Source organism: Pseudomonas sp. AK106 (assembly GCF_053903055.1).
In genome coordinates this window covers 787501-800828 of record NZ_CP096426.1, presented here as the reverse complement: position 1 = coordinate 800828, position 13328 = coordinate 787501, and the positions used below count along the sequence as shown (strand labels likewise).

The 13328-nt window shown below is 58.8% G+C and carries 9 protein-coding genes, 2 rRNA genes and 1 pseudogene (1 of these 12 running past the window's edge); 7 read left to right on the top strand and 5 right to left on the bottom strand.

From position 1 onward, the window contains the following. Positions 1-23: 23 nt before the first annotated feature. The 3 genes and pseudogenes from M1E04_RS03590 to M1E04_RS03580 all read left to right on the top strand — a co-directional run. Positions 24-854, top strand: a pseudogene (locus tag M1E04_RS03590) (MCP four helix bundle domain-containing protein); the annotation flags it as partial. After that, positions 849-1712 carry a methyl-accepting chemotaxis protein gene (locus M1E04_RS03585; protein ID WP_456293148.1) on the top strand — a complete coding sequence of 288 codons (864 nt, stop codon included), beginning with the start codon at positions 849-851 and terminating at the stop codon, positions 1710-1712. The pseudogene M1E04_RS03590 and the gene M1E04_RS03585, both read left to right, overlap by 6 nt. Before the next feature lie 120 nt (positions 1713-1832). Next, positions 1833-2999 (top strand): hypothetical protein, encoded by a 1167-nt coding sequence (locus M1E04_RS03580; RefSeq protein ID WP_456292409.1) that lies wholly within the window; start codon positions 1833-1835, stop codon positions 2997-2999. A 120-nt stretch (positions 3000-3119) separates the two neighbouring features. Here the strand turns inward: M1E04_RS03580 and can are convergent, their stop codons facing one another. Further along, complete coding sequence (gene can / locus M1E04_RS03575; protein ID WP_065991764.1) at positions 3120-3761, bottom strand: carbonate dehydratase; 642 nt, start codon at positions 3759-3761, stop codon at positions 3120-3122. 160 nt (positions 3762-3921) lie between these two features. On the opposite strand from can, the gene M1E04_RS03570 reads away from it, so the two are divergent. After that, complete coding sequence (locus tag M1E04_RS03570) at positions 3922-4335, top strand: serine kinase/phosphatase (RefSeq protein WP_065991763.1); 414 nt, start codon at positions 3922-3924, stop codon at positions 4333-4335. Between the two features lie 52 nt (positions 4336-4387). On the opposite strand, the gene rimI is transcribed toward M1E04_RS03570, so the two are convergent. Together rimI and M1E04_RS03560 are read right to left on the bottom strand one after the other, a co-directional pair. Next, positions 4388-4843: a ribosomal protein S18-alanine N-acetyltransferase gene (rimI, locus tag M1E04_RS03565; protein ID WP_065991762.1), complete on the bottom strand. Its 456-nt coding sequence runs from the start codon at positions 4841-4843 to the stop codon at positions 4388-4390. Beyond that, entirely contained in the window at positions 4836-5642 is an 807-nt protein-coding gene (locus tag M1E04_RS03560; RefSeq protein ID WP_456292408.1) for an energy transducer TonB, read from the bottom strand. Before M1E04_RS03560 ends, rimI begins: the two co-directional genes overlap by 8 nt. Positions 5643-5786: 144 nt before the next feature. On the opposite strand from M1E04_RS03560, the gene mksB reads away from it, so the two are divergent. Genes mksB through mksF form a run of 3 tightly spaced genes read left to right on the top strand, consistent with a single transcriptional unit; the run spans position 5787 to position 10592 of the window. Continuing rightward, positions 5787-7064 (top strand): Mks condensin complex protein MksB, encoded by a 1278-nt coding sequence (gene mksB / locus M1E04_RS03555; RefSeq protein WP_456293147.1) that lies wholly within the window; start codon positions 5787-5789, stop codon positions 7062-7064. After that, the gene (gene mksE / locus M1E04_RS03550) at positions 7054-7761 is read left to right on the top strand and encodes an Mks condensin complex protein MksE (RefSeq protein WP_065991760.1); all 708 of its coding nucleotides are present in this window, start codon (positions 7054-7056) and stop codon (positions 7759-7761) included. The genes mksB and mksE overlap by 11 nt, the downstream gene beginning before the upstream one ends. Beyond that, positions 7758-10592, top strand: a complete 2835-nt coding sequence (gene mksF, locus M1E04_RS03545) for an Mks condensin complex protein MksF (protein ID WP_456292407.1) — start codon at positions 7758-7760, stop codon at positions 10590-10592. Before mksE ends, mksF begins: the two co-directional genes overlap by 4 nt. Positions 10593-10768: 176 nt before the next feature. On the opposite strand, the gene rrf is transcribed toward mksF, so the two are convergent. Together rrf and M1E04_RS03535 are read right to left on the bottom strand one after the other, a co-directional pair. After that, positions 10769-10884: ribosomal RNA gene (rrf, locus tag M1E04_RS03540) — 5S ribosomal RNA — on the bottom strand. A 146-nt stretch (positions 10885-11030) separates the two neighbouring features. Next, positions 11031-13328, bottom strand: a 23S ribosomal RNA gene (locus M1E04_RS03535) (it continues 595 nt past the right edge of the window).

The following is a 13328-nucleotide window of genomic DNA, read 5'->3' as shown; positions in this document are numbered from 1 at the left end:
CCATCTCTCCGGTGTTTTCGTCGATGGGATGGGTGGCAGTGAAAAGGTTATTGCGTCGTGTGGTCCGTCCTTCTTCCAGGCCTGCTTTCCTGCGTCGCTTCAGGATTACCCAGCGGTTGGTGCTGTGCTTCGGGGTGACCGCGCTGTTGCTGGTGGCGCTTGGTGTGTTCTGCCTTTTGCAGATGCAGAGCATCCGCGATCAGGGGGAGGCGGTTGAGAGTGGATCGCTGCCCAGTATTGCCATGGCCGACGCGATCGCCATCGACCTGATCAAGCTGCGTGGCGAGAGCGCCAGGCTGATCGCCAATGCCGACGACCCCGGCGCGGTAGTGACCAGCAAAATCAACGTCGAGCAGCTGAAGAACGAAGTCGAAAAAGGCTTCGCCGATTATCTTGCCCACGCCACCGACAGCACCGAGCGCGACTCCATCAAGGCCCTTCAAGATGCTTATGGTGCCTTCATGCCGGGGCTGCACGACGAAATCGCTTTGATCGAGCAACGCAAACTCGACGACGCGCGCATGCTGCTCAACACTACGCTGAGCCTGCAGGGCGACCTGATGGACATGCAGGTGCAATTGCTGCGCGAGCTGAACAAGCAAAGTGCGGCGGGCACCGTCGAAGCGGCCGGCGCGCGGTTCCAGCAGACCCGGATCATCGCCGTCAGCGCCATCGTGGTGGCGCTGGTGCTCACCTTGTTACTCGCGTGGCGGCTCAGCCTGAGCATCATCCGCCCCCTGCGTCAGTCCCTGCACATTGCTAGCACCATTGCCCAAGGCGATCTGAGCCCGCAGCCGATTCCGGAAGGCAAGGATGAAACGGCTCAATTGCTGAAAACCCTGGGCCTGATGCGCGCCAATCTGCACGGCACGATCGATCAGATTTATGCCGCAGCTCGCCAGCTAAGCCAGTCCGTCCAAGAGATGGGGGCGATTGCCGATGCCAGTGCCAAAAACCTGCAACTGCAGAACGATGAGATCGAGCAGGCGGCAGTTGCCGTGAACCAGATGAGTCAGGCTGCCGGGGAAGTCGCCGACAATGCCAGCAGCACGTCGAGCGAATCGAAGGCGTCCAACGAAGCGGCCGCCGAAGGGCGTCTGCGCCTGACCGGCACCATCGATTCGATCAAGGAGCTGACCGACAACGTTCTTGATTCCTCTCACCAGGCCGACGGTCTCGCCGAGCGCACGCTGAGCATCAGCAAGATTCTCGAGGTCATCCGGGCGATCGCCAACCAGACCAACCTGCTTGCACTGAATGCCGCCATCGAAGCCGCACGGGCGGGTGAAGCGGGCCGCGGGTTCGCGGTGGTGGCTGATGAAGTCCGCTCACTCGCCCAACGCACCAGCGCGTCGACCACCGAGATCGAGACCCTGATCAACGATGTGCAGAAAAGCACTCAGGAAACCGCGCAAACGTTACGCGTCACCGCGGCCCAGGCCAATCTAACCCTGGAGCAAGCCGCTGCCACTGGTCACGCACTGACCGTCATCATCAGCGCAACCTCGACCATCAGCGACCGGAACATGCTGATCGCCAGCGCCGCCGAACAACAGGCGAAAGTGGCTAACGAAGTTGATCGCAACCTGAGCAGCATTCGTGACCTGTCGACGCAATCGGCGTCGGGCGCTCAGCAAACCACGGTGGCGAGCAATGCGCTGTCGATGCTGGCAACCGACCTGAACACGATGGTTCAGCGGTTTGTGCTGTAAGGCGCGCGCCATTAAAAAACAGCCCGCAGTCATCGCCGCCCATTCCCAGCCCTGTCCAAGTGTTTCATGATCGAAACACCACCCACGCAGAGGGGTGTCTACGCCAACAAGGACATGAGCATGAAAAAAACAGCCGTATTGAGCATCGCCCTGACCGCATTGACGCTGAGCATCACCGCCCAGGCTGAAGTCAGCGTAAAACTGGGGAGCAAGGAACGCGTCACACACCTGTTTGCCTACCCGAATAACTGCAATGTCATCTGCTTCCGAAACTGGACGCTCGAACAGACCGTCGAGCACTACCTCACACAAAGCGTGCAGCGTGACGGGTACGGCGCGGCCAAGGTTGCGGTACACAACGACAACGACGTGATTTACGCCAACATCAGCGGGGTGCCGGACGGCTACGACAAACCACTTTCAGCGCTGCTCGACGCCGGCGACCTGGCCTACGCCGGCGCGAGCAAACTCAACGCCGATAACAAATTTGCCTACAACTGGTATCTGTTTCTGCCGCTGGGTATGGCGCTGGAAAATCGCAAGAGCGTCGAGCTGCTGCATTTCCCGCCGGACTACTCCCTGACTCAGGCTCAGGACTATCTGTTCTCGGCCACGACCGACCGCTGGTCCGAGCTGCTGACGGATAACGGGATTCCCAAAGAGCAGACGCCGGCCTATCAGACCATCATCGACATCGCGCCCATTGCTGCGCCCTCCAACGCCGGTAAGGACCTCGAAAACGTTTACAGCTACTTTACCGATTACCAGACGAACATGGTCAAGCAGCTGACGCAAAGCGCGGCGGGCTCATCGCTGCCGATGGTCGCGTTCGGTGCGCCGGTACGCGCCTGGCTCAAGCAGCAGTACAACGTGACGGTTCCGGTGTTAGGTCTGGCGAGCATCAGCCCGGCTGGCGGGCAAAGCGTCGCGGTGCTGGGTTCGAATCACCCGAGCTATATCTGGAATGCAGCGGACAAAAGCAATTACGGCGGGGACGAAGCCAAGGCGAATGAAGCCGGTTTGAAGGTCATGGGCCAAGACCTGAGCGCGGCGTGCTGGCAAGCGGGCATGGGCCAGAAACCAACGACCGACCCGGCGGCGCTGTTGAACCAGTGCACGACCCACTGGCAGGTGACCAACAAGGTTGAAACCTGCAAGTTGTTCTTCAACACGGTCCGCAAGTTGACGCCGGATCAGGCGGCAGCGAAGTGCCGGACAGGCGAGGTGTCGCGGCAGATCAAGCAGCTGCAGAAGCCGCTGCCCCAGATGAAGAGCGCTCAGCTTTAACGCATCGATCCTGTAGGAGTGAGCTTGCTCGCGTTGTCTTCAACTCACATAGATGAGCCTGACTAACGCTATCGCGAGCAAGCTCACTCCTACCATTGGGTGGACGCTTGCCCTACCCGATCACTCCCCTTGCGGACGCAACCGATACTGCGGCGGCAATTGCTCCGGGCCGCTGATGGTCGCGTTCAGACTCTTCCAGCGCCCATCCTTGATGCCGTATATGCAGCCGTGGACCGACAACTTCTGCCCACGGTGCCAGGCGTTCTGCACAATGCTGGTGTGGCCGACGTTGGCGACCTGCTGAATCACGTTCAGCTCGCACAGCCGGTCGACTTGTTCTTCTTCCGTCGGCAGCTTTGCCAGCAGCTCACGGTTTTCGTAGTACAGATCGCGAATGGTGCGCAGCCAGCCGTCGATCAGGCCGAACTGGCGATCCTGCATCGAGGCGCGCACGCCGCCGCAACCGTAGTGACCGGTGACGAGAATGTGTTTGACCTTGAGCACATCGACGGCGTACTGAATCACCGACAGGCAATTGAGGTCGGTGTGCAGCACGACGTTGGCCACGTTGCGGTGCACGAACAGATCGCCCGGCAGCATGCCGACGATTTCATTGGCGGGTACACGGGCGTCCGAACAACCGATCCATAGGAATTCTGGCGTCTGCTGGCGCGCCAGCTTGGCAAAGAACTCGGGGTCTTCTTCCTTGATGGCGGCAGCCCAACGTTCGTTGTTGTCGATCAAGTCTTGTAGTTCGTTCATGCGTTGATGCCTCGGAAATGATGCTCAGCTATGACTGGGGCTCGGCGCTTCAAGTCACGCGCAGTGATCGTCCGCTGTGCGGCACCGATCAGGAACTGAATGGAATCTTCGCCATGTCGTCCGGTCCACCCATTAGGCCCGACATTATTGAGGATTTGCCATGAACGATTCACGCCGTCCATTCGATGCCACTCAACCTGAGCCCATCGATGACAACGAAGACCGCATGGGATCGATGGAGGAGCTCAACTTCAACGACAACAATGAGCCGAGCGGGCGCATTGGCGACGTTATTCCTGAAGATGAGCTTGAGACCTTGATCCCTGATGAACGCGTACGTGAAGCCGGGCTGACCGGTGCCTCCACCGATGATCACAACCCGACCGACGACGACATGAGCCCGGAAACACTGATCCGGGAGGACGGCGCACGATCGTCTCGTGAAGCTGGCGAAGGTGGCCCGGCTGATCTGGACCTGAGCATCGTCGATGAAGATGACATTGGCGGTGGCGATGGCCTGGACGAGGAAGAAATGGCCATTCTTGATCCGCTGGACGGCAAGCCTGGCGTCTGATCAGCGTCTTCAGTCTCGTGGGAGCGAACCCGGTTCGCCCCATGAAGGCCACCTACTCTTCGAACAGCGTGCAGGCCATGACGATTGCGTCTTCACGTCCGCCCACTGCAGGGTAATAGTCCCGACGTCGGCCTATTTCGTTGAAGCCATAACGTTCGTATAGACGGTAGGCCGATCGGTTACTGTCACGCAGCTCAAGAAAGCATTCCCGACCATTCATCTCATAGGCGCGCTTCATCAGTTGTTCAAGCAGCACCAGCCCCAGGCCGCGCCCCTGACTCTCCGGCTTGACGGTGATATTGAGCAAGTGCGCTTCATCGATGATCACGTTGATCACCCCGTGCCCCACTTGTTGACTGCCTTCGAACATCAGCCAGACTTCGTATGACTTCAGCGCATCAAGGTAAATGCCCCGCGTCCAGGGATGGCTGAATGCGGCGTATTCGATCTTCAGGACGGCATCGAGGTCAGCTTCGGTCATTCGGCGAAACGTTACTGCATCATTCATCTACGGTCTTCCAACGGCCCATCAACCGACGCATGGAGCGCCACACTTCGGCCTTGCGCTGCGGCTCGTCCATCAATAGTTCCAGACCCGGCAGCGCCCAGGCCAAGCCCAGGCCGTCAACCTGGAGTTCGAGATTGAAGGATTCCGCATCCGTTTCAGCCGCAAAGCGCAGCGCCGGAAGTCCGATCAGCCACAGGCAGGTGCAGGGTTGTTCTTCGACCCGGGCGTACAGAAAACCCTGGACGAAATCGCGCGCCGCTTCCGGACCTTGATCCATTTGCCCGCGCACCAGCAGCGGCCAGCGCACAGGCTCGCCGATGATCTGCGGGCTGTCCGGCAAACCGGCGGCGCGCAGCATGTCTTTGAGCAACAGATAGGAAGGGTCGCGGCTCTGAAACGGCTCGCCGGTCACCAACTCCACCAGCAACAGGCAACTCCCGGCGCGCAGCAGTTGCAGGGCAAACCGTGGCGGCGGCGCAACAGGCGCTTTGACCACGACCGGTGCGGCCTCTTCTTCCTGCACAGGCTTTGGCTTGGGCGCACTGGATGGGCGGGGTATATCGATCTTCGGCCGCTCGACCGTACGCACAACGGGTGTCGGCGCGCCGGAGGGCGAATCGCGATCCGGCGCGCGAGGCGCATCCGCCTGAACCACCGGCGCAGGCGCCTCCTCAATCTGCGGTACGGGCGCAAGCAGCTCGGGACGCGACGGCGCGGCGAAAGGCAATTCAGTGCGCGGCAGCCAGCTGACCACCTGCATGGCGGTCAGATAAGCGCGACGGCGAGGCTCGTTGAGCAAAGGTCAGCTACCTGTGGATAAAGTCAGGCGGGAGATTCTACAGGCCTTCATCGCTTCCCGCCGCTGTTGATCGACTGAGGGTGAAAAACGAGCCCGGCGATGCAGTACAATCGCCGCTTTTATTTGCCAGTCAGCGACCATCCGATGATCGAACCTAAGCGCGTCCTGCGCGCCCTTGCCGAACACTGGGCGCTTCTCGAGCCACTCTGCGAGCACTTCGACCAGGGCACTCTGAGCCTGAGCGAACTGCGCTTGCAGCTGGCGGCCCAGCAACTGGAGAGCACGCCCCAGGACATTACCACTCTGCTGGACGTCTGGATTCGCCTCGACATTCTGGTCCCGGTGGCGAAAAGCCCGAACCGTTTCGAGCTGAACGCGCAGATCCACGATTTCCTGTCGTACCTGCGGCGCGAGCATCGGCTGGGCCTGTGCCTGGAAATCGAAGCGTACCTGCGCCACCTCGAACGGCTGGCCGGCTACATACAGGAAGCCTTCGACGCCCGCGACGCCAGTGACCTCGCGCGGCAACTGCGCCTGCTCGATATGCGCGTGCGCGATGTACTGAAGAAGCTCGCCAACGATGAGCAGGCACTGGTAGCCGTGGCCGAACGCGCCAAGACCAGTGATCGACAGATTCCGCTGCGTCAGCGTTACGCAGAGGTGCTGGCGACCTGGGATGAATACGTCGAGCCGATGATCCAGTTGGTGAACGCCGATGGCGCCTTCGAACAGGGCGTGCGCAAGGTAGAGAACGTGCTGCTGCGCATGCTCACCGACCAGCAGCGTCTCGGCCATCTGGTAGACGACGATATGCTGCTGCGCACCCATGCGCGCATCCTCGAAATGCAGACCAGCGCGCAACTGACCTTGCGTCATGCGCGTGAACTGCTGCTGCCGCTGCGTGAAGAAGCGCGTCGCCACAACGCCGTGACCCGCGGTGCGGCACTCGCGCTGTCGGCGATTCGTCGACGAGGCCTGGACGCCGTGCCGCAGGCCGCGATGCCGATGTTCACCCGCCCGCAAAGCACCTTCCTCGGCAGTGCCAATCAGGTTGAAGCGTACGTGTATGCGCTGGCGCGCTTCGAGCCCAAGCCCGCGCGGTTCCCCAAGGCCAACATCACCCGAAAGGGCGAGCCGCCGCGCGCGCCGCGTACGGTCAAAGAGATGGTGGAGCGCTGCGAAGACGCCCTGCCAATGCCGGATCTGATGATCTGGCTTTTGGAACAGGAGCCCACCGGAGCGACTGATGAATTGCTGTACTGGTTTTCGCGGCTGTCGCGGGACAAACGCTTCAAGCGCGAGCGCCTTGAGCGCGGCGAATACCTGACCCGGGAGCACCGCGTCAGCCTGCGCTCCTTCGCCCTGCTCTCGAGCAAAGACGCCACCCCAGAGAATTCCGAGGGCACCGCCCATGCATCTTGATCTATCCGAAATGACCCAGCTGGCGCCGATCTTCCGCGAGCTGTTCAAGGGCTACCACGTCAGCCGCCGCGACCCCGAACTGTACGCGCAGCTGTCCAATCTGCAGGATCAGTACCGCGGCCTGTTCAAGGCGCTGGGCTTCGAGCTGGTCTGCGACACCCGTGGTTTCTACTACTTCGTGCCTGATCTGGCGGCCGCACAGGTCAACAAGACGGCCCAACGTCTGGCGCTGTTCACGTTCATCCTCGTCGAGCACCTGGCCGATCAGGGCCGCGACCCGGTCGCGGTGCTCGATGGCGGCAGCCTGGGCCGTGACGAGCTGCCCTCGCTGCTGGAAAAGTACCGCGATCTGTTCCTGCAAGCTGAAGTACAGACCCAGGAAGAGCTGGAAGAAAAAATCATGCGCCGCATGACCCAGCTGGGATTCGCCGCAGAAGAAGTCGGTATCTATCGCTTCCTGCCGCCCATGCATCGCTTCCTCGACGTCTGCCTGTCCGTACAGCAAGACCGTGATCTGGCGGCCAGCTTGCATAGCGCACTGCCGTTGCCAGCCCCGGTGTTGATCGACGATGACAGCGATGAGCGACTGCTGGAAACCGACGATCCGCTGGACCTCACCGAATTCGATGAACCCGCAGAAACCGAAGAGCAAGCGCTAGCCCGGGCGATCGCTGAAGAACAGGAGCATGACGCATGAGCCAGGAACGCTACGGCATACGCCGTTTCGCGCTGCTGAACACGGCCGGTTACAGCCTCGGGTTGTTCCCACTGGAGCATCCGCTGTCGGTCTACGGCGCGAACAACCTGGGCAAGAGTGCGTCGATCAACGCTTTGCAGTTCCCGATTCTCGCGCGCATGTCGGACATGAGCTTCGGCAAATACAGCCTTGATCAATCGCGCCGCTTCTATTTCGCCTCTGATACCAGCTACATCCTCGTCGAGGTCTCCCTGCCCCACGGCCCCCATGTGATTGGCGTGGTCGGTCGCGGCCCGGGCGGCGGTTTCGGTCACCAGTTCTTCGCCTATGCCGGCAAACTGGACTTGGCTCACTACCAGAAGAACGACACCTGCCTGCGCCAGAAGGAGCTGTTTGCCAATCTGGAAAGCCAGGGCCTGAAAGCCTATGAGCTGAAGCCCGATGAACTGCGCCGTTTGCTGGTCGGTGGCCACACGTCGATCCCGCTGGACCTGACGCTGATTCCCTTGCGCTCGACCAGTGAACAGAGCCTGAAGACCTTCCGCGCACTGTTCATCAACTTGCTGCACATGCGCGAGATCACTGCTGCCAAACTCAAGCAGCTGTTCCTCGACGCCTTCGAGCACAGCCTGCGTTCCGGCAGCGTCGATTACATAGCAGCGTGCGAAGAAGCGTTCCGTGACGTACGCCGCATGGAGCAAGACTACAACGCACTGGTGCTCGCCGGGCCGCTGGTCGAAGCGTTGGCCAATGGCGTCAGACAGCGCGACATCCTGCGGGGCAAGCTGCATCGCCTGTCGCCATTGCTCGACTCGTTGCTGGGCACATGGCAGGACTACTCCAATGCGCGCAAAGAAGAGCTGGTCATCCAGAGCGAGCACTACCGTAACGAACAGGATTCGCTGCAGAACGATCAGCGCGGCGGCACGCAAGAGCTGATGCGGCTGGAGCGCGAAATCAGCAACATCCAGCGCTGGATCGGCGAACTGGCGGTCCTGAAGAACCGCTTCGCTCTGGTCGACGACGTCAGGATTCTGGAACAGCAGCTACTGGCTGCAAAAGATGCTCATGATGAACTGGCCGGTGCCCTTGCGCAGTCGCGCCAATTCAGCGCCGAGGATCTGGATGAGCGTCTTCGTGATCTGGAAAAACGTCTGAAGTCAGTGAAGCAACAGCTCGATCATGCGGACAACAACAGCTATGCCCGCCTGCGCGAAGAGTTCTCGCAACCTGATGTCGAGCGCCTCATGCGCCTGTTCAACAGCGCGCTGTTCAGCTTGCCACTGGGCGAGCAAGGCATCGCGCTGGATGATGGCGACGCGTGGGTCAAATCCCTCGAAGCGATTCTCGATGGTTTCAAGGGCGAGCGCTTCGAAGTGCCCGGCCTGACGGTCAATCTGTCGAACATCGAGCCCCCTGCCCTCCAGGCGCTGGCCGATCGCGCCGCGCTGCGGGATCAGAAGGAGCGCCTGGAGAAAGAGCTCAAGCAACTTAAGACGCAGCAAGCCGTAGCAGCGGACCGTGCGGCGAGCAAAACCCAGACTGAAGCGCTGTACCAGCAGGTGCTGGATGCGCAGAAAGCGCTCGAAGACTTCCGCCGCGCTCAAACATTGAGCGCTGAAGAAGGCGAGAAGCTTGAGCAGCTGGCTCAGATGGAAGCGGCGCAAGACGAGCTCAAGCGCGCCAGTGATGCTTTCACCGAGCGTGTTCAACAGCTGTCAGCCAAGCTGCAGCTGATCGGTCGTCAGATCGGCGATCTCGAATCCAAGCAACGCACGCTGGATGACGCGCTGCGTCGTCGACAGCTGCTCCCCGCCGATCTGCCCTTCGGTACGCCGTTCATGGAGCCGGTGGATGACTCGCTGGAGAACTTGCTGCCGCTGCTCAATGACTACCAAGACAGCTGGCAGGGCCTCTTGCGCTGCGATGGTCAGATCGAAGCACTGTACGCGCAGGTTCGTTTGAAAGGCGTTGCGAAGTTCGACAGCGAGGACGACATGGAGCGGCGTCTGCAATTGCTGATCAACGCCTATGCTCATCGCACTGATGAAGCCCTTACTCTGGGCAAGGCGCGGCGTGCCGCTGTGACCGACATCGCTCGGACGCTACGCAACATCCGCAGCGACTACGACAGCCTTGAGCACCAATTGGCGTTATTCAACCGAGAGATCAATCGCCGGCAGGTTTCCAACCTGGAGAGCTTCCGCATTGTGCTCGCGCCGAACAAGGAAGCACTCAAGCACATCGACCAGATCATTCACAGCGCCGGTCAGTACGAAGAGGGCGAAACACTGTCGGTGTTCGATCTGAGCCAGAGCGCCGAGCAGGACAACAAGAACGAGGAAGCCAAGGAGTATCTGGCACGCCTGGTTGCGGCTAACCACAACCAGCTCGGTCTGAAAGACTTGTTTGAACTTGCATTCGAGATCACCAAGGTCAACAGCCAGCCGGTTATCCACACCGACATTGATGGCGCCGCGTCCAACGGCACGACCATGACCATCAAGGCACTGACCAATATGTACCTCTTGCTGCACCTCATGGATCGCGAGCAGGCCGGGCGAATTCGTCTGCCCTACTACCTCGACGAAGCCGCTGACATCGATGAAAGAAACCAGGCAGCCCTGCTGGAAACAAGCTTGCAGCTGGGCTTTGTCCCCATTCTGGCGAGCGTTAAGCCCCAAGTCTCGGCCCATGTGGCGATTGACCTCGAAGGCGGCAGTGGGCCTGCCGGGATCTACATCGACGAGGCGGACTGGAAATACATTCAGCGTCGTGACGAGGTTGCTCCGGTGAAAGTAACCCCAGCCACTGAAACGCTCAGCGAGTAACTAAAGCATGTAAAAAAGCCCCGCAGTGATGCGGGGCTTTTTTATGGGCGTGAGTTGGGCGACTGTTGGCTGTTGGCTGTTGGCTGTTGGCTGTTGGCTGTTGGTACAGCCTGAAACTTTTTCGCGCGCAAAAACAAAACCCCATCTGCTTTCGCAAATGGGGTTCTGGAATTTAATCTTGACGATGACCTACTCTCACATGGGGAAACCCCACACTACCATCGGCGATGCATCGTTTCACTGCTGAGTTCGGGATGGGATCAGGTGGTTCCAACGCTCTATGGTCGTCAAGAAATTCGGGTACTGACTCGTTCTCTCGAACGCTTCAGCAAATCGGGTATGTGATCAAGGTACCGCTTGTGTGTACGCAAACTTTCGTCTTCATGCGTCTTCACACACCGTAATCTGCTGTCTTTGTGCAGATTGCTTGGGTGTTATATGGTCAAGCCTCACGGGCAATTAGTATTGGTTAGCTCAACGCCTCACAGCGCTTACACACCCAACCTATCAACGTCGTAGTCTTCGACGGCCCTTCAGGGAACTCAAGGTTCCAGTGAGATCTCATCTTGAGGCAAGTTTCCCGCTTAGATGCTTTCAGCGGTTATCTTTTCCGAACATAGCTACCCGGCAATGCCACTGGCGTGACAACCGGAACACCAGAGGTTCGTCCACTCCGGTCCTCTCGTACTAGGAGCAGCCCCTCTCAAATCTCAAACGTCCACGGCAGATAGGGACCGAACTGTCTCACGACGTTCTAAACCCAGCTCGCGTACCACTTTAAATGGCGAACAGCCATACCCTTGGGACCGGCTTCAGCCCCAGGATGTGATGAGCCGACATCGAGGTGCCAAACACCGCCGTCGATATGAACTCTTGGGCGGTATCAGCCTGTTATCCCCGGAGTACCTTTTATCCGTTGAGCGATGGCCCTTCCATACAGAACCACCGGATCACTAAGACCTACTTTCGTACCTGCTCGACGTGTCTGTCTCGCAGTCAAGCGCGCTTTTGCCTTTATACTCTACGACCGATTTCCGACCGGTCTGAGCGCACCTTCGTACTCCTCCGTTACTCTTTAGGAGGAGACCGCCCCAGTCAAACTACCCACCATACACTGTCCTCGATCCGGATGACGGACCTGAGTTAGAACCTCAAAGTTGCCAGGGTGGTATTTCAAGGTTGGCTCCACGCAGACTGGCGTCCACGCTTCAAAGCCTCCCACCTATCCTACACAAGCAAATTCAAAGTCCAGTGCAAAGCTATAGTAAAGGTTCACGGGGTCTTTCCGTCTAGCCGCGGATACACTGCATCTTCACAGCGATTTCAATTTCACTGAGTCTCGGGTGGAGACAGCGCCGCCATCGTTACGCCATTCGTGCAGGTCGGAACTTACCCGACAAGGAATTTCGCTACCTTAGGACCGTTATAGTTACGGCCGCCGTTTACCGGGGCTTCGATCAAGAGCTTCGCGTTAGCTAACCCCATCAATTAACCTTCCGGCACCGGGCAGGCGTCACACCCTATACGTCCACTTTCGTGTTTGCAGAGTGCTGTGTTTTTAATAAACAGTCGCAGCGGCCTGGTATCTTCGACCGGCATGAGCTTACGGAGCAAGTCCTTCACCCTCACCGGCGCACCTTCTCCCGAAGTTACGGTGCCATTTTGCCTAGTTCCTTCACCCGAGTTCTCTCAAGCGCCTTGGTATTCTCTACCCAACCACCTGTGTCGGTTTGGGGTACGGTTCCTGGTTACCTGAAGCTTAGAAGCTTTTCTTGGAAGCATGGCATCAACCACTTCGTGTTCTAAAGAACACTCGTCATCAGCTCTCGGCCTTGAAACCCCGGATTTACCTAAGATTTCAGCCTACCACCTTAAACCTGGACAACCAACGCCAGGCTGGCCTAGCCTTCTCCGTCCCTCCATCGCAATAACCAGAAGTACAGGAATATTAACCTGTTTTCCATCGACTACGCTTTTCAGCCTCGCCTTAGGGACCGACTAACCCTGCGTCGATTAACGTTGCGCAGGAAACCTTGGTCTTTCGGCGTGGGTGTTTTTCACACCCATTGTCGTTACTCATGTCAGCATTCGCACTTCTGATACCTCCAGCAAGCTTCTCAACTCACCTTCACAGGCTTACAGAACGCTCCTCTACCGCATCATCCTAAGATGATACCCGTAGCTTCGGTGCATGGTTTGAGCCCCGTTACATCTTCCGCGCAGGCCGACTCGACTAGTGAGCTATTACGCTTTCTTTAAAGGGTGGCTGCTTCTAAGCCAACCTCCTAGCTGTCTAAGCCTTCCCACATCGTTTCCCACTTAACCATGACTTTGGGACCTTAGCTGACGGTCTGGGTTGTTTCCCTTTTCACGACGGACGTTAGCACCCGCCGTGTGTCTCCCATGCTCGGCACTTGTAGGTATTCGGAGTTTGCATCGGTTTGGTAAGTCGGGATGACCCCCTAGCCGAAACAGTGCTCTACCCCCTACAGTGATACATGAGGCGCTACCTAAATAGCTTTCGAGGAGAACCAGCTATCTCCGAGCTTGATTAGCCTTTCACTCCGATCCACAGGTCATCCGCTAACTTTTCAACGGTAGTCGGTTCGGTCCTCCAGTTAGTGTTACCCAACCTTCAACCTGCCCATGGATAGATCGCCCGGTTTCGGGTCTATTCCCAGCGACTAGACGCCCTATTAAGACTCGCTTTCGCTACGCCTCCCCTATTCGGTTAAG

Excerpts from the sequence above, each read along its gene's own strand:
- M1E04_RS03585 (WP_456293148.1), top strand. The coding sequence starts at position 849 with ATGCGCGCCAATCTGCACGGCACGATCGATCAGATTTATGCCGCAGCT.
- M1E04_RS03580 (WP_456292409.1), top strand. The coding sequence starts at position 1,833 with ATGAAAAAAACAGCCGTATTGAGCATCGCCCTGACCGCATTGACGCTG.
- can (WP_065991764.1), bottom strand. The coding sequence starts at position 3,761 with ATGAACGAACTACAAGACTTGATCGACAACAACGAACGTTGGGCTGCC.
- M1E04_RS03570 (WP_065991763.1), top strand. The coding sequence starts at position 3,922 with ATGAACGATTCACGCCGTCCATTCGATGCCACTCAACCTGAGCCCATC.
- rimI (WP_065991762.1), bottom strand. The coding sequence starts at position 4,843 with ATGAATGATGCAGTAACGTTTCGCCGAATGACCGAAGCTGACCTCGAT.
- mksB (WP_456293147.1), top strand. The coding sequence starts at position 5,787 with ATGATCGAACCTAAGCGCGTCCTGCGCGCCCTTGCCGAACACTGGGCG.
- mksE (WP_065991760.1), top strand. The coding sequence starts at position 7,054 with ATGCATCTTGATCTATCCGAAATGACCCAGCTGGCGCCGATCTTCCGC.
- mksF (WP_456292407.1), top strand. The coding sequence starts at position 7,758 with ATGAGCCAGGAACGCTACGGCATACGCCGTTTCGCGCTGCTGAACACG.